At 38.0% G+C, this 25,727-nt stretch carries 23 protein-coding genes; 4 read left to right on the top strand and 19 right to left on the bottom strand.

From position 1 onward, the window contains the following. The first annotated feature begins 261 nt into the window (after positions 1-261). On the top strand, positions 262-1,923 hold the full coding sequence (locus LIS78_RS25725) for a sigma-54 interaction domain-containing protein (RefSeq protein WP_252284496.1): 1,662 nt from the start codon (positions 262-264) through the stop codon (positions 1,921-1,923). Between the two features lie 65 nt (positions 1,924-1,988). Here the strand turns inward: LIS78_RS25725 and pruA are convergent, their stop codons facing one another. From pruA to ftsE, 8 genes are all read right to left on the bottom strand, one after another. Beyond that, positions 1,989-3,560, bottom strand: coding sequence for an L-glutamate gamma-semialdehyde dehydrogenase (pruA, locus tag LIS78_RS25730; RefSeq protein WP_252284497.1), 1,572 nt, complete (start codon positions 3,558-3,560; stop codon positions 1,989-1,991). A 27-nt stretch (positions 3,561-3,587) separates the two neighbouring features. Next, on the bottom strand, positions 3,588-4,502 hold the full coding sequence (locus tag LIS78_RS25735) for a proline dehydrogenase family protein (protein ID WP_195783195.1): 915 nt from the start codon (positions 4,500-4,502) through the stop codon (positions 3,588-3,590). A 317-nt stretch (positions 4,503-4,819) separates the two neighbouring features. After that, a complete protein-coding gene (locus tag LIS78_RS25740; protein WP_195781608.1) occupies positions 4,820-5,044 on the bottom strand; it encodes a DUF2198 family protein in 225 nt (74 codons plus the stop codon). 26 nt (positions 5,045-5,070) lie between these two features. Then, entirely contained in the window at positions 5,071-6,261 is a 1,191-nt protein-coding gene (locus LIS78_RS25745) for a PDZ domain-containing protein (protein ID WP_116074765.1), read from the bottom strand. A 162-nt stretch (positions 6,262-6,423) separates the two neighbouring features. Next, on the bottom strand, positions 6,424-7,863 hold the full coding sequence (locus LIS78_RS25750) for a S41 family peptidase (RefSeq protein ID WP_252284498.1): 1,440 nt from the start codon (positions 7,861-7,863) through the stop codon (positions 6,424-6,426). Positions 7,864-8,036: 173 nt separating this feature from the next. Continuing rightward, complete coding sequence (locus LIS78_RS25755) at positions 8,037-9,245, bottom strand: murein hydrolase activator EnvC family protein (protein ID WP_252284499.1); 1,209 nt, start codon at positions 9,243-9,245, stop codon at positions 8,037-8,039. A 161-nt stretch (positions 9,246-9,406) separates the two neighbouring features. Beyond that, positions 9,407-10,297 carry a permease-like cell division protein FtsX gene (gene ftsX / locus LIS78_RS25760; protein WP_014457813.1) on the bottom strand — a complete coding sequence of 297 codons (891 nt, stop codon included), beginning with the start codon at positions 10,295-10,297 and terminating at the stop codon, positions 9,407-9,409. Then, positions 10,287-10,973: a cell division ATP-binding protein FtsE gene (gene ftsE / locus LIS78_RS25765; RefSeq protein ID WP_014457812.1), complete on the bottom strand. Its 687-nt coding sequence runs from the start codon at positions 10,971-10,973 to the stop codon at positions 10,287-10,289. The genes ftsX and ftsE overlap by 11 nt, the downstream gene beginning before the upstream one ends. A gap of 341 nt (positions 10,974-11,314) precedes the next feature. On the opposite strand from ftsE, the gene LIS78_RS25770 reads away from it, so the two are divergent. Further along, positions 11,315-11,851, top strand: coding sequence for a flavodoxin family protein (locus LIS78_RS25770; RefSeq protein ID WP_195781605.1), 537 nt, complete (start codon positions 11,315-11,317; stop codon positions 11,849-11,851). Between the two features lie 25 nt (positions 11,852-11,876). On the opposite strand, the gene cccB is transcribed toward LIS78_RS25770, so the two are convergent. From cccB to secA, 6 genes are all read right to left on the bottom strand, one after another. Beyond that, on the bottom strand, positions 11,877-12,197 hold the full coding sequence (gene cccB, locus LIS78_RS25775) for a cytochrome c551 (RefSeq protein WP_195781604.1): 321 nt from the start codon (positions 12,195-12,197) through the stop codon (positions 11,877-11,879). Between the two features lie 124 nt (positions 12,198-12,321). Further along, positions 12,322-13,038, bottom strand: coding sequence for a twin-arginine translocase subunit TatC (gene tatC / locus LIS78_RS25780; protein ID WP_209150753.1), 717 nt, complete (start codon positions 13,036-13,038; stop codon positions 12,322-12,324). A gap of 59 nt (positions 13,039-13,097) precedes the next feature. Then, positions 13,098-13,316 (bottom strand): twin-arginine translocase TatA/TatE family subunit, encoded by a 219-nt coding sequence (locus LIS78_RS25785; RefSeq protein ID WP_114896989.1) that lies wholly within the window; start codon positions 13,314-13,316, stop codon positions 13,098-13,100. Between the two features lie 29 nt (positions 13,317-13,345). Beyond that, entirely contained in the window at positions 13,346-15,079 is a 1,734-nt protein-coding gene (gene phoD, locus LIS78_RS25790; protein ID WP_425334728.1) for an alkaline phosphatase PhoD, read from the bottom strand. A 305-nt stretch (positions 15,080-15,384) separates the two neighbouring features. After that, positions 15,385-16,483, bottom strand: a protein-coding gene (prfB, locus tag LIS78_RS25795; protein ID WP_195781601.1) for a peptide chain release factor 2 whose coding sequence is annotated in 2 segments (ribosomal slippage) — positions 15,385-16,419 and positions 16,421-16,483 — 1,098 coding nt in all. Because the reading frame shifts where the segments join, the coding sequence is not laid out codon by codon here. Between the two features lie 99 nt (positions 16,484-16,582). Then, positions 16,583-19,099: a preprotein translocase subunit SecA gene (gene secA, locus LIS78_RS25800; protein WP_195781600.1), complete on the bottom strand. Its 2,517-nt coding sequence runs from the start codon at positions 19,097-19,099 to the stop codon at positions 16,583-16,585. Between the two features lie 226 nt (positions 19,100-19,325). Between secA and LIS78_RS25805 the strand changes: the two genes are divergently transcribed. After that, positions 19,326-19,730: a GNAT family N-acetyltransferase gene (locus LIS78_RS25805; RefSeq protein WP_209150755.1), complete on the top strand. Its 405-nt coding sequence runs from the start codon at positions 19,326-19,328 to the stop codon at positions 19,728-19,730. A 71-nt stretch (positions 19,731-19,801) separates the two neighbouring features. Here the strand turns inward: LIS78_RS25805 and hpf are convergent, their stop codons facing one another. The 5 genes from hpf to LIS78_RS25830 form a co-directional block, all read right to left on the bottom strand. Continuing rightward, a complete protein-coding gene (hpf, locus tag LIS78_RS25810) occupies positions 19,802-20,353 on the bottom strand; it encodes a ribosome hibernation-promoting factor, HPF/YfiA family (protein WP_013059750.1) in 552 nt (183 codons plus the stop codon). 189 nt (positions 20,354-20,542) lie between these two features. Next, positions 20,543-20,881 (bottom strand): flagellar protein FliT, encoded by a 339-nt coding sequence (gene fliT, locus LIS78_RS25815; RefSeq protein ID WP_209150756.1) that lies wholly within the window; start codon positions 20,879-20,881, stop codon positions 20,543-20,545. 2 nt (positions 20,882-20,883) lie between these two features. Then, a complete protein-coding gene (gene fliS / locus LIS78_RS25820) occupies positions 20,884-21,285 on the bottom strand; it encodes a flagellar export chaperone FliS (RefSeq protein WP_209150757.1) in 402 nt (133 codons plus the stop codon). A gap of 16 nt (positions 21,286-21,301) precedes the next feature. Then, positions 21,302-23,110 carry a flagellar filament capping protein FliD gene (gene fliD / locus LIS78_RS25825; protein ID WP_209150758.1) on the bottom strand — a complete coding sequence of 603 codons (1,809 nt, stop codon included), beginning with the start codon at positions 23,108-23,110 and terminating at the stop codon, positions 21,302-21,304. A gap of 202 nt (positions 23,111-23,312) precedes the next feature. Then, entirely contained in the window at positions 23,313-23,993 is a 681-nt protein-coding gene (locus LIS78_RS25830) for a hypothetical protein (protein ID WP_195781595.1), read from the bottom strand. A 332-nt stretch (positions 23,994-24,325) separates the two neighbouring features. Between LIS78_RS25830 and LIS78_RS25835 the strand changes: the two genes are divergently transcribed. Then, complete coding sequence (locus tag LIS78_RS25835) at positions 24,326-25,723, top strand: amino acid permease (RefSeq protein ID WP_209150759.1); 1,398 nt, start codon at positions 24,326-24,328, stop codon at positions 25,721-25,723. The last annotated feature ends 4 nt before the right edge of the window (positions 25,724-25,727 follow it).

The raw sequence follows: 25,727 nt of genomic DNA on the forward strand, positions 1-25,727 counted from the left end.
ATATTCGTATTTTATCACTTTATAATCATAAATGAAACTAATGAGTATTAATCTTATATAGTGTTTGTTTGTTTTTATTTTTTACCCTGTTACTTTATTACCCACTAAATTCTTATACTACCCTTTTCGAAGGGAATACAACTCTTTGGATGAAAGCAATAAAAGAGAGTAAGCTGCGTAATTGTTTGAAAAAGATAGGCTTTTGCGCCAATTTCTAAATTATGATACAGTATAAAAAATATGTACTGAGAGGGGTTTAGTATGGCAAGCGTTGATCAAGTTCTTATAAATAACTCCTTTACAACAGTTGAAGAATCAACTTCTTTAGCTAAAGTGAAATCTGAACTTTCAAACTATGATTTCGTTGTAGTCACAGCAAGTACCTTTTATGTAATACAAAAAGATGAACGATACCTTTTAACAGGTCATGACGAGGCATCGTCCATTAAAAAAGTAATAGCGGACACAAATTGGCCTTCATCTTCTACTTCTACGTTAGCCAATTTACAAGCCAACACAAACTGGAACAGACCAGTCCTCATTCAAGCAGAAAACCAAGAAACCACAATAGGACTTGTAACACCTTCACAGTGGATTACACATTTGCATAGCCAAAATGAGATATTAGCTTCCTATTTTGATACATTGGCAGAAACCATTAATGATGCAGTGACAGCGGTCGATAATGAAGGAAATGTAATCTTGTGGAATACTGCTGCGGAACATACGTATAAGATTCAGAGAGATGATATTATTGGTAGAAAAATCGGAGAGCATTTCAAAGATGAATCCATCATTCTACATACGATTCTAAATGAAGGGCGCCCTGTGCGCGGAACGTATCATCGTCCTAATGAACAAACTCACGTGCTCATCAATGCATCTCCTATTATAAGAAACAATCGAGTCATAGGTGGAGTCGCAACTGAACATGACATTACCAATATTGTAAGATTAAATGAAGAAATTGATGTGTCTCTTCTCATTCCGAAAGATAATCCATTTTCTTCTTTCGCGGGTATCAGTCCTGAAATTAAGCAAGCTGTTGACATTGCCAAAAAAGTGGCATCTACAGATATGCCTATTTTATTAACAGGAGAACCTGGTTCTGGGAAAGAAATGCTGGCTCAGGCCATCCACTACGGGGGATCCAAACATAAAGAACCTTTTTTATCTTTAAATTGCGCCACTATTCCATCTGGACTCCTGGAAATTGAGCTCTTTGGTCATCAAAAAGATGTCTTTTCAGAAGATCCAACGACCATTGCGGGAAAACTGGAGCAGGCTCATAACGGGACGTTATTTATTGAAGAAATTGATAAAATGCCTCTTGAAATTCAAGTTAAGTTTCTCCGTTACTTGGAAGAACGATCCTTTTATCACGTTGGAGGCACGGAAGAAATTCAAGTCCAAACCCGAATTGTAGCCTCTACCACGACACCTTTGGAAGAGTTGCTAAAAGCCGGTGAATTCCATGAAAATCTTTACTATTTGCTGACCGTCATTAATATTATCATTCCGCCGCTTCGAGACCATAAAGAAGACATTGAAGCATTGACTCAGCAATTTGTACAGGAATTTAGTAAAAAGTATAAAAAGAAGGCCCCTTTCATCAGCTCTGAAGTTCTCGAAGCCTTTATGCAATACGATTGGCCAGGCAATATTCGCGAGCTGAGGAATACAATTGAACGAATGATTTTTCTAAGTGATCAGTCGTTGATTACCCTTACGCACCTTCCTGACAATCTGAAGGATGCAAGTTCCTTCACAGAAGTTCAAAAAGAAGAAGATTCTCTCCAAGAAGCTAGGCTAATAGAAGAGACTCTTCAAAAAACCTATGGAAACAAAAGTGCAGCAGCAGATCTACTTGGCATTTCACGCGGCACCCTTTATAACAAAATCAAAGAATATGGATTAAACTAATCAAAAAATTCGACACAAGCATCTTTAGCTTCGTGTCGAATTTTTTAATTTCCCTTAGACTGAACTTATTTCTGTTTTCTCGCTGTCATCTTCCCTTGTGTAAATAATAGAAGATAATCATACCCTCCGGCTTTCGAGTCCGTTCCGGACATATTAAAACCTCCAAAAGGATGAACGCCAACTAATGCTCCTGTACATTTTTTGTTAATATATAAGTTACCGGAGTGCATAGTAGCTAACGCCCTCTGAATTCTCTCTTCGTTTTCAGAGAAAAAAGCTCCCGTCAAACCGTAGTCAGTTTCATTGTAAATCTCAATGGCTTCTTCCCAGTTAGCTGCTTTTGTCAATGCAAGGACGGGTCCAAAAATCTCTTCTTGCATAATTCGTGCTTTTGAATCCACATCTTTGAATACTGTAGGTTCTATATAGTAGCCATTTCCGGGAGCTTTAGCTCCTCCGGCAATAAGCTTTCCTTCCTCTTTGCCAATTTCAATGTAGGCTAGTACTTTTTCATACGCTTTTTGATCAATAACAGGCCCCATAGAAGGATTGTCTTCAGGCAGTCCGACGGTTAATTCTTTCGTTAGTGCGGCTACCTTTTGGGCAACCTCTTCATAAACAGATTCTACAATAATCGCTCGAGAGCCAGCGGAACACTTTTGGCCTTGAAATCCAAACGCAGATGCTACGATCGCTTGCGCTGCCGCATCTAAATCTGCCGTTTCATCTACCACAATGCCATCTTTTCCTCCCATTTCAGCAATGACGCGTTTCATCCAAATTTGTCCAGATTGTACTTTTGAAGCACGTTCATAAATGCGACATCCTACTTCTCTTGATCCTGTAAAAGAAATAAAACGAGTTTGAGGATGTTCGACTAAATATTCTCCAACTTCTATGCCATCTCCAGGGATAAAATTCAGAACACCAGACGGAAGACCGACTTCCTCCATTAATTGAACAAATTTCGCAGCAATAACCGGTGCAGAATCAGCTGGCTTTAAAATAACTGCATTTCCAGATACAATTCCAGCTACAGTCGTTCCAGCCATGATGGCAAGCGGAAAATTAAAAGGTGAAATGACTACTCCTACGCCTAAAGGAATATACGTCATCTCTGTTGTTTCACCTTCTACTGGCTTTAAAGGCCGATGCTCATTCGTTTCACTTAAACGAATCATTTCTCGCGCATAAAATTCCATAAAGTCAATAGCTTCCGCTGTATCCGCATCTGCTTCTGCCCAGTTTTTCCCCACTTCATAAACGAGCATGGCAGAAAATTCATACTTTCTTTCTCTCATCAGACCTGCTGCTTTGAATAGATAATCAGCACGTTCAGCAGGCGGGACGTTCTTCCATGATTGAAATGCTGCTGATGCTTCTTGCATTGCCCGCTCAGCATAAGCTTTAGTGCCACGGCTTACTCTGCCAATCACTTCATCTACCTTTCCCGGGTTCGTAGATACAATCACTTCTTCTGTTGAGATTTTATCTTTTCCAATCGTGAGAGGATATGTTTGTCCCAGTTCTTTTTTCACTTTCATTAACGCCGCTTGCATCGCTTGTTTATTCTCTTCTAACGAAAAATCAGTAAACGGTTCATTTTTAAAAACTGAGATTTTTGTACTTACTGTCATTTCAACCAGTCCTCTTTAATTAGAAATTTATTTCGCGAAGTTTTTCAGCACGAACCATACGTTGGCGGGACGCTCTGCTAGGCGTCTCATGAAATACCCAAACCAATCAATGCCGTAAGGAACATAAACCCTGACTTTATAACCTTCTTTTACCAGACGGTCCTGCAGCTCTACGCAAATTCCATAAAGCATTTGGAACTCAAATTGGTCATTTGAAATACCATTTTCTCTTACTAATCGTTTTGTGTACTGAATCATTTCTTCATCATGACTTGCTACAGCTGTATAGTGCCCATTTAATAAATGCATTTTAATGATTTTTTTATAGTTTTCATCTACGTCTTTCTTTTCCGGAAATGATACTTCTGGTGATTCTTTATAAGCTCCTTTTACTAGACGTAAATTGGCTTGATATTGATGTAAGTCATTCATATCTTGTTCTGTACGATAAAGATACGCCTGAATCACAATTCCAACATTATCGAATTCTTTGCGTAATTCTTTATACATATCAAGGGAGATTTGGCAGTGCAAGTAGTCTTCCATATCAATTCGAACAAAAATATTATTCATCTTGGCCGTGTGTAGAATTCTGCGCATATTTTCCATACAAAGCTCTTTGCTAATATCCAATCCTAAAGAAGTCATCTTTAATGATAAATTTGATTGAACGCCCGATTCTGCAATGGCTTCTAGTGTCTGAATGCACATGGCAGTAGACAACCTGGCTTCCTCTTCTGTAAAAACAAATTCTCCTAAATGATCGAGTGTAACAACTTTTCCACTATTGTTAAGCTCCTTGGATGTTTGAATTGCTGATTCGGTTGAGTCTCCAGCAACAAAACGAGCTGCCCCCATCCTCAATCCATACTTTTTAGCTAATTTGTTCATTGAATGATTTTTGCCAAGCGACTGAAACATCGTTCTCATTAATACTTCCATCAATCCTAAACCTCCTTTTATTTTTTAAAATTAAAAAATAAACTAAATTTTCAGATTAATAATTTTATTTTTCTATACCCTTCTCACATTTCTGTACACTCATTTAAATAAATTTATACATAAGTGTTTAAAATATTTTATTCATGAACACATTTGTCTAATTAACTTGATTATACTCGTTCATTAAATGAACCGAAACAATATTGTTATAAGTTCTAACTCATTTTTTTTACATAAAAAAGCTCTCCACGTTGTGTAGAGAGCTTTTGTGTACAGTTTAATAATAAGCGATTAACTTATCATCAAAGCAACAATCTTTATTTTCCAGCTGCTAACATGCTTTTTGCATATATAAAACCGATGGCTGCTGAAAGTAAATCTATTAAAATAATAAGCGGATAATCTGCGTACCCTTTATATACAGAAACAGCTATCAACAAAAGCGTCAGCGCTGTGGCAACATATAAGTTATATGTTACTCTAGCAAACAGAACAAGCAATATGGCGGGTAGAAAAACTGCGGCAATCGTTTTGATTTCCACAAACATTTCTCCTTTTTATCCGTCTTTTAACCAGCTTGTGAATCACGTTTTGTATAATTGTGTACAAACAAAATACCTAGTTCATGATGTTCGTTGTCATACAATGCTCGCTGAGTAAAGCGAACTTCTCCATTTTCGTCAATAACTTCTAGCTTACAAAAAGCACGGTTATTAACTTGTAATGCTTCATAAAATTTATGGACTTCAGATATAGCGATTCCATTTACCTTAATAATCACTTCTCCTACTTTCAAACCCATTTTCTCTGCCGGAGAATGAGGGATGATTCCTAATACAACCAAACCTTGTGTACGTTTAGTAAATAGTGCGGGCGCTTTTTCATCGCTTCGACGCTGCTGCAAACGAATCCACTCTCTTCCTATGATCGCTAGAATAACAACAGCTACAGCGGCAAGAGGATAAAAAATAGCAGCAATCGTAATGATCGTTAATCCCACGCCTAATGCTAATACACGCTTACCGGTAAATTCAATAGATTTAAACGGCACCATACTTTGAATTCGCTGATAAAAACCGATAGCAAAAGGAACAAAAAACAGGCTAAATGATGTTCCGTCAATAGATAACACAGGCCACCATGGAAACACAGACGTAATGGCGCTGCCTGGAATTAAGACAAAAAGCGGGACAACCCATAATTTTTGAGAGTAATGAGCTCCGATTTCCTGCCCTCTTTTACTTTTCACAATGGCTGGAGACGTACCTTTTGCTCCAAATTTCCAAATTAAATATCCTTCTGCTAATACAAGCAGAGACATTAAAATAGTAAGAGAAGGTAAATCTGCGTTATGAGCTTGCACAGACCACGTTTGAATAAATCCTTCACCGAAACCAGATGCAGGAATAAGCAAGGTTGCAAGCACAGCCAGTCCTACCGTATAAGAAGGAGAAAGCCATTTAAACGTCCAAGGGCCGCTTATGATAAAAGTTAAAACAGCTACAAGTACAATCGTTCCTATAGATACATAGACACCTAGCAACACGGTAACAACGGATAAAATCAACCCAATAATGATACCTGGAAAAAATAAATATTTTGCTTCTAAAATAAAATCAAACACGCGAACATGAAAATTCTGACGCTCTCTCTTGACGCGAGAAAGACCTACAAAAAACGAGACGAGCAGAAATAAATAAGTTAACGGATGTAAAAACAAACGCCCGATACCTTTTAAGAGCTCTAATGCAAAATCCATTTTTTCACCACCTGTATTTTTCACATTTTTATTACAACATTTACGATTGATTGTTATGTATCATAGGCTTCTTTATTTTATCAAAATGCATCACTAACCGACAATGTTGTTTTTACTAAAAAAGTTCCGTGCTTTGGAAAAGCACGGAACTTTTTCTACTTCTTATTGACTAGCTAGCTTTAAAGCCGTTTGAAGCTGACGATCTTCATCTTTTGATTTGATTTTTTCTAGCAGTTTTGTTTGTAAAAGCGCTGCTGTATCTTCATCGATTTCACCTGTAGCTTTTTGCTTATTGGCTTTTTGGAATGCAGTTACAGCTGTTTCTGTCTCTTTACTAAAATATCCGTCTGTACGTCCAGGTTCAAAGCCAAGGCCTTTTAGCATCACTTGAGCATTCTTCACTTGGTCACCTGCCATATCACGTGTTAATGGCTTTTTATCAACTTGAATTGGATTTGCATAATAATAATCCGGCTGCTTGACTTCTACTGTTGGTTTTATACCTTTTTCGTTAATCCAGTTTCCATCAGGCGTTAGCCATTTATAGAACGTTAATTTTAAATTACTGCCGTCTTCCATTGGAACAGCTTGTTGAACCGTTCCTTTTCCATAGGATTTTTCACCGACTAGCTTGTATCCTCCTGCTTCGTTTAATGCCCCGGCAAGAATTTCAGAAGCGGATGCACTTCCTCCATCAATCAAGGCCACAATTGGATAATCCTTTTGCTTTTTCATTGAAGAAACCACTTTTTGACGTTCACCGTTACGATCTTCAATTTGGATATATGGCTTTTTATTCGTTACTAATTTATCGAGCATTTTTTCAACGCTCGTTAAATAGCCACCAGGATTTCCACGAACGTCTAGAACTAAGCCATCAATATTTTTATTTTCAAGTTTTTTCAACTGTTTCGTAAATTCGTCTCCCGTTGACTCAGAGAATGACGTAATTTCCATGTAGCCAATTTTTTTATTGTTTACATTTTTAACAGAAGAATAGACGGTTTCAATTGGAATCTCATCTCTTACAACTTTTACTTTCATCGTTTCTTTCACGCCTGGTCGTTGAACATCTAATGTCACGGTAGAGCCTTTTTTACCGCGAATTTTTAATACCGCTTCATTCAATTCAAGACCCGCGATACTTTTACCATCGATCTTTAAAATCTGATCATTTGGTTTTAATCCTGCTTTTTCCGCAGGAGATTGTTTAAATGGAGCTACGATTGTTACTTTTCCATCTACCATGCTTACTTCAGCGCCAATTCCCTCAAACGATGAATCAAGAGACTGCGTGAATTGCTGTGCCGTTTTCTTATCCATGTAAGATGAGTGAGGGTCTCCTAAGGTTTGTACCATTCCTTGGATTGCGCCATCTAATAATTTTTTGTCATCTACATCTTTGTAATATTTTGAAGATATCAGTTCATAAGCTTGCTTGATTTTGTCTAGCTCTTCCTTTTCCACTTTACTATCATTTGAAGAAGTTGTAAGGGGGGTACTGACCGTTCCAGCATTTGCATACTGAATGCCAAAATATGTACCTGCTGCTCCAACAACTAAGGAGAGTGCCATTAATAGTGCAACGATTTTCCGATTCAAGTTCTTTCATCCTCCTCAACCTTAAGCCATCTCTTCTTATTATAATAGATACAACCAAAACTATGTAATAAAAAGGATGCATGTGTTATTTGTAGCAAAAGGCACCACACAAATCAAGTGCGATGCCTTTTTGTTAAACTATATGTTGAGCTTGTACCACGTATGCTAGGAACTTAAAATTTAATATAACTTTCAGGGTTTACAGCGGAACTTTTGCCTTTCCAATCGCCTTTATGCAATTCATAATGCAGGTGAGCACCAAACGAACGCCCTGTGTTCCCTATATAACCTAATTGTTGACCTTTATTGATAGATTGACCACTCGAGACGCTGTAGCTCTCTAAATGAGCATAAACTGTAACCCACGTCTGACCTTCTACATTGTGACGAATAAATACGGCATTACCAAAAGAAGAAGAATGATATGCTCTAATTACCTTTCCGCTTGCTGCGGCTACAACTGGCACACTTTCTCCTCGCTTTCCAATATCAATACCGTAGTGTCCTCTTCCAAACGTTTCTCGATATCCAAAATGAGATGTTACCGGGCCCTTTGCCGGCCTCATAAACGACCCGCTTGTAACAGGGGGTGCCTCCTCTGTTGCCCCAGCTTTTTCAATTTCTTGCTGTTGAGCTTGCGCTGTATTTTTTTGATCAGCTAAAATAGAAGCTTGCTCTTCTAATCCAACGGCTTCTTCATTAAATTCTTTTTCCTGATCTTTGAGTGTTTGCATGAGCTGATTCTTTTCATCCACTTGTTTTTGCAGCTGCGAACGAAGATTTTTAAGTTCTTCAAGCGCTTTATTTACTTCTGTTAGCTTGTTTTGAACTTTTGTTTCTTTCTCTTCTTTTGCCTTTTTATCGGCTTCATGCTGCATTAACAAATCGCGGTCAGCCCCTACAATTGTCGAAACCGCACTCACTCTGCTAATAAAGTCTCCGAAGCTTTCAGAGCCTAGCAGTACATCTATGTAATCCACAGACCCGCCGTTTTCTTGTAAAGCACGAGCACGCTTTTTTAATAGCTCATTTCGTTTTTCAATTCGTTTTTTTACAACGTCAATTTCGTTTTTCAGCTTTTCGATGTCTTGCTTTGCTTTTTCTACTTCAGCTTCACGACTGCGGATGTCTTCATTTGTTTGTCCGACTTCTGAATCCAAGCGCGCAATCTCAGCTTCTTCGTTTTTTTGCTTTTCTTGAACTTCTTTTAATTTCTCTTTACTTTGATTAATATTTTGGTTCACATCATCACTTTTTTTCTCTAAATCACTGAGTTTAGTAGTGCTGGTACTTTCTGCATAAGCAATTTTTTCATTACCTATCCAAGCTGCACTTAGTCCAACTAAAACTGCTGCTGTCATTACTAATGTCTTACGTGTCATTTGTTTCTCCCCATTTGCACATATTTCCCCGTATAAACGGGCATTAGCAAGACCCCCATTAGCACTTTTTTCTATTTTTTATGTGTAATTACACAACAACCTCACATTTGATAAACATCAAATGTGAGGTTGTTGTAATCTATTATGTTAAAAATCTATTCTTATTTTCGTAAGAACTTACGGATGGATAATGTACTTCCCCACATCCCAATTAGACCGCCGATTACTAGTAATAATAGCGACACTTGAAGCACGAATGGAAAGGCAGGTAAAAGTTCAAAGAATCCATCAAACTTAGGTTGAACTTCATTATATAAAACGCTGTACACGCCGATAATAACTGCAATTGGCACAATAGAACCAAGCACTCCTAAAAACAGACCTTCAATAAAGAACGGCCAGCGAATAAAGGAGTTTGTGGCTCCAACTAAGCGCATAATTTCAATCTCTTCACGGCGAGCTACAATCGTAATTTTAATTGTATTTGAAATTAGGAACATTGCTGTAAATAGAAGCCCTAAAATCAGTACTACTCCGATATTACGAGCTACTTTCAGCACTTTAAATAACTTTTCAACTTGATCTTGTCCGTATTGAACTTTTGCTGCATACGGATATTTCTCAATTTGTTTAGCTACTTTTGCGACATCAGTCGGCTCTTTTGTTTTAACAACAAATACATCATTTAATGGGTTTTGCTGTTCAAACGGTTCAAAAGCTTGTCCTTCATCACCCATACTATTAATTAAATCTTTTAACTCTTTATCTTTAGAAGAAAACGTCACCGTATCAACTTGCTTAATTGCATCTAGCTTTTCTTTCATTGCTTTTCGATCATCTGCTGTCGCTGCAGCATCAACGTGAACGCGAATTTCCACATCATTTTCAATCAATTTAGCAATGTGGTTTAAATTCATCATCAACATAAAAAATACGCCTACAAGCAAGAGCGTCACGGTAACCGCACTTGCAGATGCGAATGTCATCCAGCCGTTTCTTCCTAAACTTTTAGATCCTTCACGTAAGTGGCGACCGAATGTTCTAGCCTTCATATCCGTATTCACCTCTTACTTCATCGCGCACAACATTTCCATTTTCAATCGCAATTACGCGCTTTCGAATTGTATTTACAATTTCACGGTTATGCGTTGCCATTAAAATAGTGGTACCGCGTTTATTAATCTCCTCAAAGATATCCATAATTTCCCACGAAGTCTCCGGATCAAGATTCCCTGTCGGTTCGTCGGCGATGACAACCTTAGGACTATTCACAATCGAACGCGCAATAGACACACGCTGCTGCTCTCCTCCAGATAGTTCATCAGGGAAAGAATCCATTTTACCCTTTAACTTAACAAGCTCTAGCACCTCTAGCACTCGCTTTTTAATTTCTTCGGGACTTTGCTCAATTACTTCTAGTGCAAAAGCAATGTTTTCATAGACCGTTAATTTTGGAAGCAGCTTGAAATCTTGAAAGACTACACCAATATGACGTCTAAAGATAGGAACTTTGCTATCTTTTATTTTTGCTACATTTGCACCGTTTACAATGATATTTCCGGAAGAAGGCTTTTCTTCACGATACATCATTTTAATAAAAGTGGATTTTCCTGCTCCACTTGGTCCTACGATATAAGCAAACTCACCTTGATTAATCTTGATGCTAATGCCATTGATTGCTTTTACACCGTTCGGATACGTTTTATATACATTTTGCATTTCAATCATAAGTAATCACCTAATCAAGTGTGTTATTTTAATACTATGTAAAACTTGTCAAAATACGACAAAACTCTACAATTCAAACCAAAAATTCGACTCTTCTCACGCGCTTTCTCATTATAACATCACTCTTCGTGAAAATAAGCCCCAAAAATATTACATTTTTATTTCAAATATGACATAAGTAGGATATTTTTAGTAAGGCATGAGAATTTATCCTTATTTTTAATTTTGTTATTTTTTACTGTTTATTTGCTTCTTATGAATATCGTTAGGCAGAGCACATTTATGTCTACTTTTGTACAAACAAGGTATGATAAATAAGAAAAAAGATGAGGAGAGGTAGCATGATCACCATTTATGGAAGTTCACGAGAAAACGGAAATACGGAAGAATTGGCTAAAGCAGTCTTGAGTGGGATCGATACTGAAGAAGTTTACTTACGTCAGCATACCATTCACCCTATTACTGATATGCGTCACGATGAACATGGATTTACTAATCAACAAGATGATTATTATGATATAGCGAAAAAAATGGCAGCACACGATACTATTCTATTTGTTACACCTCTCTACTGGTACGGTATGAGCGGATTGATGAAGAACTTTGTGGATCGTTGGTCTGAAAGCCTCAGAGATTCAACCATTAATTTTAAAGAACAAATGAAAAACAAGCGCGTTTATGTATTAGTAGTCGGAGGCACAGGCGCATCTGTAAAGGCCCTTCCTCTTATTATGCAATTTCAATACATTGTCGATTTTATTGGTTCTTCCTTTAGCGGGTACATTATTGGAGAAGCAAATGCACCTGGAGACATAGCGAAAGATGTCAAAGCTCAAGAGCAAGCCATTGTCTTAAACCAAGAATTAAAGCAGCTTTAACACAAAAATAAGACGGATATCCGTCTTATTTTTTCTTTGCCAGCCAAGCAGCAACTTTTTTGGCATCTTCTTCATTAATTAGTCCTTTTGGCATACCGCCTTGACCATTATTGATAATGTTTTCAATTTCAGCTTCCGAGTGCTTGCTGCCTACATGTTGCAAGCTTGGTCCATTCGCTCCTCCTAAATCTACTCCGTGACAGCCTGTACAGTTTTTCTTCACAATATCTTCTGCACTCGCTGAAGATTCACCAGCAGATTCATTTTTAGAGCTTCCTCCGCCTCCTCCGCATGCGGACAAAACAAGCGCTAGACCGATTGTTAACGTCAGTAATACTTTTTTCAAGCCTTCTCCCCCTTGTTGTAGAGTTTTCACTCTATTATAACCTACTCCAGAATGTTTAAAACACTCTGTTTACAAGGACTTTGTTTCAATTTCATGAATTCTCTCATCACACTTATGTATACGATTAAGCAATTGATTCGTTTCCTAAACGTTTTTTGTATACTACGCGCGAAATTGTCACACTGAGCTCATATAAAAGAAGCAGCGGGACAATGACTAAAATATCCGAAATAAAATCAGGAGGAGTAATAAGTACGGATATCACAATTAAAGCAAAATATGATAGCTTCCTTGCTCTAGCTAACCTTAATGGATTTAGAACCCCTAGACGCGTTAAGAATAAGACAACTAAAGGCATTTCAAATAAAAAACCAAATGGTAAACAAAGATTAAGCATAAAACGAAAATAATGCTCAGCCGTAAACATCAGTGAAAACTGATCATTCGACAGGCCCGTTAAAAATGCTAAAACCATTGGAAATAAAACAAAATAACCGAACCCCAGCCCGCTTACAAACAAAAGAAAAAAGAATGGAATGAAGGTAATCAGAACCTTATATTCTTCCTTTTTTAACCCCGGTGAAACAAACCGAAATACTTGATAAGCAGCTACTGGAAGCGTAAAAGCAAGCGCAAAAACAAATGCAATCACCATATAAATCCATAAGATTTCACTTGGTCCAAGTACAGCAAGCTTGCCGTCCAAATCTTTCACTAGCCACTGATAAATATCTTGTACAAATATAAAACTGACAATAAGTAAAACTACAAATGCACAAAGTGTTTTAATAATACGAATCCGCAATTCTTCAAGGTGCTCCATCAAACTCATTTCTCCCATCGTATTCCTCTCCTTTCTGACAAGTAGAAATAGACGAGTTTCCTCGTCTATTTCTTTACTTACAATGTCGATTCATTCTCTTTTTGTTCAGAAACGGTTGCTGCCTGCTTTTCTTTGACACTTTCATCATCTGATACGAGCCCTTTTGCAGCTCCTTTAAATTCAGTTAATGTTCGCCCAAACGCCCGTCCAACTTCCGGCAGCTTAGACGGCCCAAAAATAATTAAGGCAATGACTAAAATAATAACCAAACCAGGAATTCCAATATTAGAAAACATACTTGACCTCCTTTCTCTTACTTAGCTCTCTAATGCTTTACTTTTTCCTTCTTTTTCAACTCTTGTTTTTCATGTGCTTTCCCGTGTGCCCGCATACGATCTTCCTCTACTTCCTTAGAAATTTTTAATCCACGCGGCACGTTATTTACTTCAACTTCCGTCATACCTTTGCCATCTTTTTTATATTGAAAGGAAGCTCGTGTTGAAATTTCCGCACCAGGTTCTGTTACAAAAGGCATAACGCGATAATCAGCTTGCCATATATCAGGAGTTACCGTACACCTTACATATCCTCTGTAATCATTAAAGAATGTGAGGTGTGGATTTTGACTTAAAATTTTATCCGTGTCTGCTCTTTTATCTGCTCCGTTCCCTCCGGAAGTGATGGAGGTGCCGACGAACTCTGCACCAATAATTCTAGAATTAAGATTGGCAAAATCCGTGTGTAAATTAGAAGCCCAGTTAGCGTGTACATCTCCAGTTAGTACAATGACGTTGTCCAACTTTTTCTTTTCAATAAAATCAATGACACGCTGACGATTCGCCGTATACCCATCCCATGCATCCATGCTGTATGTAGGCTTAGCCACAGTTCCAAATTTTCTTGGCGCAAAGAAAATTTGTTGAGCCAGTACGTTCCAGTGACACGCTGACTTTTCAAGATTAGTAAAAAGCCATTTTTCTTGTTCACTCCCCAATAGCGTACGTTTGGGATCAAGTGATTCTGGCGTTTGCGGCTTTGTTCCGTCTCCGTTTGCTTGATCGTCTCTGTATTGACGCGTATCCAACACTTGAAAGGAAGCTAGTTTCCCATATGAAAAGTCACGATATAATCTCATATCCGCTCCGTGGGGCAAGGATGTTTGACGCAAAGGCATATGTTCGTAATAAACTTGATAAGCTGCCGCGCGGCGTTGAATAAACGCTTCTGCTGATTGGCCTTTTTCAGGAATTACATTTGCATAATTGTTTTCTACTTCATGGTCATCCCACGTCACAATCCACGGAAAAGCAGCGTGAGCAGATTTCAAATTAGCATCTGACCTGTACTGAGCATGCCTGTTTCGATAGTCTTGAAGCGTTTGAATTTCTGCGCTGCTGTGAGTACGAACGTTTCCGCTTGCAGCTACGTACTCGTTTGGTCCATATTCATAGATGTAATCGCCCAAATGAACTACAAAATCTAATTGTTCTTTAACCATATGTTCATAGGCTGTGAAGTAACCATGTTCATACTGCTGACATGAAGCGAACGCAAACGTCATGCTGGCTACTTCTGCATTTGCTGAAGGAAGTGTTTTTGTTTTTCCAACCGGGCTTAACTCATGACCGCTTTTAAATCGATAATAGTAAATATGGCTTGGCTTTAATCCTTTTACATCAACGTGAACAGAATGAGCAAGTTCAGGTCTAGCCATTTCTGTTCCTCGTTTGATGATTCGATGAAAGTCTTCATCTGCAGCAAGCTCCCATTTTACTGGAACGGGTTGATTAGGCATTCCCCCGCCATTCAACGGGTCTGGTGCTAATCTTGTCCAAAGGACAATGCTATCTGCTAAAGGATCTCCTGATGCGACCCCTAGAGTGAACGGGTAGCTCGAAAATTTAGGCGCTGCAGCTGAAACCTCTACTGCATTTAAACCGATAGACTGAGCAATCGTTAATCCAAGCGATACTCCAGCTACTTTTCCAGCTCCTTGTAAAAAACGGCGTCTATCAAACCCCTTACTCGAAGAAAAGCTATTCTGTTTTACTTGCTCTATTAATTCGTTTAACGATTTATTTTCCACTGTACATGCCCCTTCCTCTTGGTTTAGCTCAAATTATAAAAGCGATTTGTAAAAGAGGTATAAAGGATTGTAAAGAAGCACTTACCGCAAAACAGGTATTTTTAACCATTTTATTTCATTGACAAAATAAGCGAACTGACGACAGCAATCTTTAAATTTCTGCATTTTCTTAATTTTCTTTTTAACAATAGTTCTTTACGCTCGTTTTTCTTCATCCAAATTTTACAAAGTCCCAACAACTAAAAAAAGGAAGCATACCTAGGTATGCTTCCTTTTGATTAAATATGAGAACGTAAATACGCATCGATAAACGGATCTAGATCTCCATCCATTACACTTTGCGTGTTTCCGACTTCGGTATTTGTACGGTGATCTTTTACTAATGAATACGGATGGAATACGTAAGAACGAATTTGACTTCCCCATCCAATATCTTTTTGTTCTCCGCGAATTTCAGCTAGCTGCTCTTGCTGCTTTTCAATTTCTAATTGATACAACTTAGATTTTAACATCTTCATTGCTTGCTCACGGTTTTTAATTTGTGAACGTTCCGTCTGACAAGATACGACTACATTAGTTGGAAGGTGAGTAATACGAACAGCTGAATCTGTTGTATTGATATGCTGACCTCCGGCACCGCTTGCACGATACGTATCAACCTTCAAATCTTCCGTACGAATATCAATTGAAATTTCATCGTTAAATTCCGGCATAATGTCGCACGATACGAATGATGTATGACGACGGCCCGATGAATCAAACGGAGAAATACGAACGAGACGATGAACGCCTTTTTCAGCTTTTAAATACCCGTACGCATTATGGCCTTTAATTAAAAGCGTTACACTTTTAATACCAGCTTCATCTCCAGGTAAGTAATCAAGCGTTTCTACTTTGAAACCCTTTTTCTCCGCCCAGCGCGTATACATACGTAGTAACATCGAACCCCAATCCTGTGATTCTGTTCCACCAGCACCTGGGTGCAGTTCTAAAATGGCATTATTTTTATCATACGGCTCGCTTAAAAGCAGCTGTAATTCAAAGTCATTCATGCCCGAAATAAGCTCTTTTAATTCACCAACTAGTTCTTCTGCTAAATCTTCATCGTATTCTTCTTTTACAAGTTCATAAGATACTTGTAAATTTTCGTATGTTTCATCCAAGTGGTTAAATTGATTTACTGCATCTTTCAAACCATTGGCTTCATTAATAACAGTCTGAGCTGCCTGCTGGTCATTCCAAAAATTTGGATCAGCCATAGTCTCATCTAATTCATCGATACGAGCTTGTTTTGTATCGAGGTCAAAGAGACCCCCTAAAGTCCGCTAATCGCTTAGCTGTTTTGTCAAGTTCTTGCTTAATTTCTACTAAATCCATGAGTTAAACACCTCTATTTTATTTTTGACGCACAGGAAGGAAATGAGAAGACTCATTTCCTTCCTGTACTAGTTCATTCTATACTAATTGACTCTTACTTTATGATTCTTTACCGCAGCAGTTTTTATACTTTTTGCCACTTCCGCAGATACAAGGATCATTTCGGCCAACTTCTATCGCATTTACTTTTGGCTTCTTCTTAGCCGGCGCGTCTCCTTCTTTTGGATGAACAGCCGCCTGACCTTGCGCTACCTCTTGACGCTCAAGGTTGTTGTTAATTTCTGCTTTCATGATATACTTCGTCACTTCTTCTTCAATGGTTGCAATCATATTTTCAAACATCGCAAAACCTTCCATTTGGTATTCGCGAAGAGGATCTGTTTGGCCGTACGCACGAAGGTGGATACCTTGGCGAAGCTGATCCATCGTATCGATATGATCCATCCATTTAGAATCAACTGCTCTAAGAACAACAACTTTTTCAAATTCACGCATTTGTTCTTCAGGGAGCTGCTCTTCTTTTTCATTATAACGAGCTTTTGCATGATCTACCAGCAGTTCTACCATTTCTTCAGGCTCTTTACGGCGAAGATCTTCTTCTGTGACTTCACCTTCCTCAAGAACATTAGCATTTACGTAATCAATAATCGCTTGTAAATTCCATTCTTCTTCTAATTCTTCACGCGGTGTGTTTACTTCAACCACACGCTGTAGCGTTGATTCAATCATACGTTCTACAATCGCACGTAGGTTGTCTGAATCAAGCACTTCAAAGCGCTGTTTGTAAATAACTTCACGCTGTTGACGAAGCACGTCATCATATTGAAGCAATTGTTTACGCGCATCGAAGTTATTACCTTCAACGCGTTTTTGAGCGGATTCAACAGCTCTTGTTACAATTTTACTTTGAATTGGCTGTGAGTCATCCATACCAAGGCGATCCATCATTGCCATCATATTATCTGAACCAAATCGGCGCATTAATTCATCTTCCATGGATAGATAGAATTGAGATACCCCTGGGTCCCCTTGACGTCCAGCACGTCCGCGAAGCTGATTATCAATACGGCGTGATTCATGACGCTCTGTACCAAGTACAGCAAGACCCCCAGCTTCAACGACACCTTCACCTAGTTTGATATCCGTACCACGACCGGCCATATTTGTTGCGATTGTTACCGCACCTTTGTGACCCGCATTTTCGATAATATCCGCTTCACGCTCATGCTGTTTTGCATTTAAAACGTGATGGCGAATGCCTTTTTTCTTTAATAAAGCTGATAAAATTTCAGATGTTTCAATCGCAACTGTACCAACAAGAACAGGCTGTCCTTTTGCGTGACGCTCGGCAATATCTTCTACTACCGCATTAAACTTGCCTTCCATTGACTTATAAATTAAATCCGCTTTATCGTCACGTGAAATTGGCTTGTTTGTCGGAATAACAACAACGTGCATATTGTAAATATTACGGAATTCTTCTTCTTCCGTTTTAGCTGTACCCGTCATACCTGATAATTTTTCATACATACGGAAGTAGTTTTGGAATGTGATCGTAGCTAACGTCATGCTTTCATTTTGAATCTCAACATTCTCTTTAGCTTCGATAGCTTGATGCAAGCCGTCGCTAAAACGTCTTCCTTTCATTAAACGACCAGTAAACTGGTCAACGATTACGACCTGATCTTCATCAATTACATAATCCACATCGTTTTGCATCGTTACATGTGCTTTAAGCGCTTGATTGATATGATGGTTTAGTGCTACGTGTGAAATATCAAATAAGTTTTCAATGCCAAATGCCCGCTCGGCTTTTGACATACCTTCTTCCGTTAACTGAACACTTTTTGTTTTGATATCAAAAGTAAAATCGGTTTCTTTATCAAGCGTGCGAACGAATGCATTAGCTTGAATATAAAGCGCAGTTGATTTCTGCGCGCTGCCGGATATAATAAGCGGCGTACGTGCTTCATCAATTAAGATAGAGTCAACTTCATCGATTACGGCAAAATGAAGCGGACGTTGAACCATTTGTTCTTTGTAAAGCACCATGTTATCACGTAAATAGTCAAATCCGAGTTCATTATTTGTACTATACGTAATATCCGCTGCATATGCTTCTTGCTTTTCTTCACGCGTTAAATGGTTTAGATTTAACCCTACTTTCAAGCCTAGGAATTCATATAAACGACCCATTTCACTAGCATCACGGCTCGCTAAGTATTCATTGACTGTTACTACATGTACACCTTTTCCTGTAATGGCATTTAAGTATACAGGCATAGTAGCTGTCAACGTTTTACCTTCACCCGTTTTCATTTCCGAGATATTCCCTTCATGCAGAGAAATACCCCCCATTAGCTGAACTTTGTACGGATACATGCCTAACACACGTTTCGCTGCTTCACGTACAACCGCAAAAGCTTCATCTAATAGGTTATCGAGCGATTCGCCATTTTGGTAGCGTTGTTGAAATTCAGCTGTTTTTTCACGAAGCTGATCGTCCGTTAAAGACGCTATTTCAGGACCTAACGCATCAATTTGGTCCGCCATTTTTTCTAAACGGCCGATTTGGCGCTGATTGCCGTCAAACACTTTTTTAAATAATCCAAGCATATTAAAACGCTCCTCTATTTATAATCAGTACATTTTATACTATTTTCATTCATATCTGTATCTTTCATTATAAAACATTCTGAGTAAAATTGTAACATTGCAGCTAAACAAGTAGCAACTTGTACCCTTTTTCGTCTGTCTCTTTACTAGTACTACTCTATTAACGAGTTATTTTCTATTGTGATTTCCCCTGCCTCACTCTTACAATAAAAAAGGGGAATGTAGAATGAACGTTCAATTGATTACAAAAGAACAAGCTTGGGAAGTCCGACATACCGTCATGTGGCCTGATAAAGATTTCAGTTATATTCAGCTGAAAGATGATCCATCAGGCATGCACTATGGACTGTTTGAAAAAGGAGAGTTAAAATCAGTTGTTTCCTTATTTATAACAGGTGATGAAGCTCAATTCCGGAAATTTGCCACTCTCAAAGAAGAACAAGGAAAAGGGTATGGCAGTCATTTGCTAAAAGAGGTGTTGCTCAAGGTAAAGAGCCTTGGGGTACGAAGAGTCTGGTGTAACGCACGAGAAAATAAAGTCTCTTTTTATCAGGCGTTCAACATTAAAAAAACGGCTCGTGTATTCACCAAATCTTCTACACGCTATGTAGTGATGGAACTATTTTTTTAAGCAGCTAAAAAGCAGCGTGCGGAGGCACACTGCTTTTACTTTACTGCTCTTGCTTAAGAGAGCCTATAATCTTAGTTTGGTTCAATCAATCCATATCGTCCATCTTTTCTTCGATATACAACGTTTGTAATGTTGGTCTCAGCGTTTGTAAATACAAAGAAACTATGTCCTAACATATTCATTTGCAAAATAGCCTCTTCACTATCCATTGGCTTTAAATTAAATCGTTTTGTACGAACTAGCTCTAATTCATCTTCTTCAGTTGCAACAGCTACGTTCGCTTCGCTTTCTAATGCTGCGAACAGATACTTCTCAGCGCCTTTTTCACGCATTTTTCGATTTACTTTTGTTTTATGTTTACGAATTTGACGCTCTAATTTATCTAGGACAAGATCGACAGCTGCATATAAATCACTGTGTGTCTCTTCAGCTCTCAATACGAGATCATTCATTGGGATTGTGACTTCTATTTTTTGATCGTTATTGTAGACTTTTAAGTTTACATTTACGTCAGCAGTTGGTGTTTCGTCGAAATAACGCTCTAACTTACCAAGCTTTTTCTCTACGTATTCCCTAATTGCTGGAGTCACCTCAATGTTTTCACCGCGAATGTTATACATCATGTTCGAACTCCTCCTTTAATCCATTGCTATACCTCTACAATTCTACAATACCCGACACAATCCCTTCCTAAACTATTAAAATTTTTTGAAAATTTAGTGAAAATTTTTGGAACCTGAGAAAAGTTTATGAAAAAACCAAAAAAATAGACCTTCTTCATAAGAAGAAGGGTTGTATTTTTTTACGCAGAATTAATTTTTTTTATCGTAAAACATCCCATCAAACGATTTCGTTTCGTAAGGGTTTACATAGCTGTTATTATGCTTTTTTTTCGTTTTTAACAAACGGAGATCTACCATAATTTGATGCCGAATTAAGATCAGCTTTTGATCAATTGCCTTATTCATTTCGACAATTTTCTTACCCATCGATTCATTATCCCTACTTTTTGGCGGCAGTTTCTCTATGAGGTCACGTCTTTTTAATAGAAGATACTCTAACTTTTGAATGCCTTCTTCTCGATTTTTGTCAGAAAATGTTTGAGTAAGCCGATAAATCTCATCAGTTAGCTGATATAGGTCGTTAATCATATTTATGCTTGACCGCCGCTTCCATGGACTTGCTGGCGGTGAAGCTGCACAACTTGCTTCCATGTATCGCGGAATTCTGTTACATATTGTTCGGCTTCATCCAAGCTTGCTGTGTCATTTTTTGTATTTGCTTCAATTAAACACTGGTTAATATAGTCATACATAGCCATCATAGACTTAGCAACTTGCACGTTTGTATCAAGGGTAATCATTAGTTCTTGAATAATATTTTGTGCTTTTAACAGATTCGTATTTTTCAGCTCAATATTTTTTTCCTGTATGCCTGTTCGTGCAAGTTTGATAAATTTTAAACACCCGTTATACAACATAAGCGTTAAATCTCCTGGAGAAGCAGTCTGAACAGCTCCTTGCTGATACGCTTGATACGGATTATTTGCTGTCATAAACTTTCACTCCTTCTTAACTAAAATATTGCGATAACTGCGCGCTTTGAGCATTTGCATTTTGAATGGCTTTTTCCATTGCTGTAAACTGACGATAATATCGGTCTTCTATTTGTGTGAGCCTGCTTTCAAAACTAGTGATTTGGCTATTTACGCTTTTTAAATTACGCCCAAGCAAAAATTGTTCACTTGTCCATGTTGAACGGCCAGCGCGCTGCTCAACTTTGGATACGGTTTGAGTAATCGTATCTCGTAAACGTCGTACAATCCCTTTTTCACTTGTTGTACTTCCACTTTTCATAAATAAATCCATGACTGACTGCGGGTCTTTTTCAATTGCTTCTTTTAATTTAGTTCCGTCACCTTCTATGACTAGCTTGCCTCGATCGCTATAGTTTGCGCTAGTTGAAATACCGATGTCGGTTAGCTGCGAAAATGCTCCGCTCACTCCTGATACAAAGGCATACCAGTTAGAACGCATCTGGTTTAGCCCGCTTGATAAAATTGAGTCTCCTTTTAACAAACCGCTTTTCGCCTTATCATCCCATTGCTCAGCTTGTTTATCCGTTAGTTTTTCTCTTTCTTCATCAGTCAAAGGCTGATAGTTCCGGTCTCTTTCTTCCGTAATCTTTCCGTTAATCTTCTCAATCAGTTCATTGTATTTGGTCACAAAATCTTTAATTGTATCAAATACTTTCTGCGTATCATTGCTTACATTAACGCGCACATCTCCTGTAAAATTATTTTGGAGGGTATAGGTAACACCTCCCGTTGTAAACGTATTGGATTTACGGGTTGTTTCTAGACCGTTTAGCGTAAACTTTGCATCTGTTCCGCCGGTTTCTTTTTGAGTATCTAATTTTAAGAAACTTTTTAAAAACGCTCCTGAAAACACCATCTTTTGACCGCCTGCACCACCGGCTTTTGACAAATCTCCTGTGTCTTTGCGAGTAAAGACAACTTTATCTGTTCCTTCATCGTAAAAGGCTGAAATACCTACTTTTGAATTACTAAGTTGGGTCAAAACAGTATTTAATGACGCTGAACCATCAAATTCAAATGACATACTGCCGTCTTCATTATCTCCTGTTGCTTTTCCATTACTGTCATACGTTGTAATAGAAAACTGGAGGACATTTTGCTTATACGTAAATCCTTGAACAGTGCTACCGTTTGCTAACGTGGAACCGAATGTCATTTCGCCCGTATTCATATTAACGAATACATCATTCTCTCCTATTAAAGTAGGATCGCCTGTAGTTTTTATATTAAATTCTTGAGAAGATTCTTTATTTTTCACTTGAATAGAAGAAGGCAGGCTTCCCTCAAAAATGGCTCCTTTGGATAACTTGGAAGTCTTTGTATCAGCACTTATTGTAATATCAGGTTGCTTGACCTCTTTTCCACTCCACGCACTGCCAAGCAAGGTTTTTTGCTCCCATAAACTTTTAGTAGGGTCAATAGTGCCTTCTGAAGAGCCTTCTGAAATTTTCCCACTACTGATATTTTGCGCAGCAGTCGCCATTATCACGTTTGAAAGTGTATAAGACGCGTTACCTGCTGAGGAAGTAGCTGCCGCTTTTACTTTCGTTTCATCTGCTGAAGATACCGTTTTAGACGAATAAGAAGACTGCAAGGTCATATTAAAAGCGAGATTATTAAATTCTGATAATAGCAAGTTCATAGAGCGATAATCATCTCGCTGCCACTCTAACGTTTGCTTTTGTTTTTTCATTTTATCAATAGGCATACGTTCAGCCTTCATTAAATCACTGACGATTTGATCAATATCCATTCCGCTTGCTAACCCACTTACTCTTACCACTTACCATCACCACCATTTTTTTATTCATCTATTCATCAACTGTTAGCCATAAAATATGAGTGTTTTTTTTTCGAATCACCCTATTCGTTTATAGGTTCAACACTTCTCTATTTTGTATCGGTAAAACAGAAATTTTTTTCATAGGTCAAATGGTGCAAGATAGAAAAAGCTCACTTATTTTAGAAAATAAGTGAGCTTTTTATTATTGACTAAACATGTTCAGTTGGCGAGATAAGTTTCTTTGAATATCTTTAGGGATAAGGTATGGTGCTAAATTTATAATATCTCGTAATGAAGCAATGGTTACTGAAGCGGATAAATTTATATATTCGTCCGTTGTATCTGCTTGTTCAAACGAAATGGAGTCTGGTAAGTTAGTGAGTAGAGTAATTTCATTCATTTCTTTATCAACCGTCACATCAGAAGACTCATCAATATTTAAACGATCCCACACAAGAGACATAGGAATCGGCATTCTTCCTAAATGCACGCTGTTCACTTTTAAAACAAGCTTTCCGTTTTCGGCTTTTGGCGTTACATCCACTACAAGCTGCGATTCCATAAAAGATACCACATGTTTATTAATATAAAATTTCATATGTTCCGGGAGTAACTCAGCTTCTGCTCCTTCAATCGTTTTATCTTTTTCAGAAAGATAGCTGCGCAAATAATCATTAACATCGCTCTCACTTAATCGGTATCCTAAAATAGGAGATCCACCGTTAAGTTCTAGTGACGTCGCATGCGCCGACTTTTCTTGTGCTAATGAAGATAAGGAAGCAGTTTGATCAAGCCTTTCAACATTCTTAACTGGACTAACTAAAAAATACAAACCAAATAAAAGAATAATAAATAGAAAAATAACAGCTATAAACTTCTTCAACTATACGCACCCTCTCAAACATTTTTCTTGGAATATAATACCGATTTCTCTTTTATCATACAAGATAAATAAGATAGTTGTCGAAAATCCGCATAAAATTTACGTATATAGCAGAAATTCCACGCAATAAATAAGTCGAAAACGACTAATCTAAGTCTTTTAAGACTTAAAATACTGTATGTTTAGTAACTTAAAGACTGATTTTAATAGTAATTTGATAATTGGCACACTTCTTGCTTATTATAAAGGTAAGGGGAGGAATTTCTATTTATATTTTCAGAATTTACTTTATTTTCTAATAGTCTTTCGATAATTTTAAAGGAGTGAATACGATGGGAAACAAAACAGAATCACACGGAAAGTTAAAGCAACGTCACGTTTCCATGATTTCCATTGCAGGTATTATCGGAGCCGGCTTGTTTGTAGGAAGCGGATCCGTTATTAACGCAACAGGCCCAGCAGCAGTAGTTTCATATGCAGCAGCCGGACTGCTAGTCGTTCTATTGATGCGTATGCTCGGTGAAATGGCTATGGTAAACCCAGATAAAGGCTCATTCGCAACATATGCTCAGCAAGGAATTGGCGCGTGGGCAGGTTATGCTGTTGGATGGCTTTACTGGTTTTTCTGGCTAATTGTAATTGCGATTGAAGCCACTGCAGGAGGAGCAATTGTTCATGAATGGCTCCCTTCCGTACCAATTTGGCTTTTAAGCTTAATCTTAACCTTTGCATTAACTTTAACAAACTTGTTCTCTGTCAAATCATTTGGAGAATTTGAATATTGGTTTGCTATGATTAAAATTGTGGCAATCGTTGCTTTTATGGGGATCGGTTTAGCTATTATTTTCGGATTAATCCCAGGTACATCTTCACCTGGTCTAGCTAATTTAACGGGCCACGGAGGCTTTATGCCAAAAGGCACGAACTCTATCTTTTTAGGGGTTATTACCGTTATTTTCTCTTATTTTGGAGCTGAAATTGCAGCTATTGCAGCTAGTGAATCAGAAAATCCAGCAAAAGCTATCACAACTGCTATTCGCAGTGTCGTATGGCGAATTTTAATTTTCTATATTGGTTCAGTTGCTATTTTAGTAACTCTTTTACCTTGGAACTCAGCTGATTTACTAAAAAGTCCATATGTAACAATGTTAGAAATGGTCAATATTCCAGCAGCTGCACAAATTATGAATTTAGTCGTATTAGTATCCGTTTTGTCTTGCTTAAACTCTGCTTTGTATACGAACTCACGAATGATTTTATCATTAGCTCAAAAAGGACAAGCTCCTCGCGTTTTAGCAAAGGTAAGCAAATCAGGCGTGCCGGCAAGAGCCGTATGGATTAGCACAGCTGCCGCATATGTATGTGCTATCTTTAGCTTCGTTTCGCCGGATAAACTCTTTTTATTCTTAGTTAATGCATCAGGAGCCATTGCTCTTATTGTATATTTAGCTATCGCTATTTCTCATTTACGCCTGCGCAAGAAAATGATTCAAGCTAACCAGCCAATTAAAGGAATGAAAATGTGGTTGTTCCCGTATTTAACATACGCAACAATTGCTGTTATTACCGTGATCTTCTTATCAATGGCATTTATTGATTCGATGCGCTCACAGTTTTTCTTAACTCTTGGATTAACCGCTGTGGTTCTTCTTTCATACTCGTTCATCAAAAAAACAAACAACAAGCGACCTGACGATCAATTTTCCGAATCAGAAAATATTGCAAAATAAAAAA

The sequence above is a fragment of the Priestia megaterium genome (assembly GCF_023824195.1).
Lineage (GTDB): Bacteria > Bacillota > Bacilli > Bacillales > Bacillaceae_H > Priestia > Priestia megaterium_D.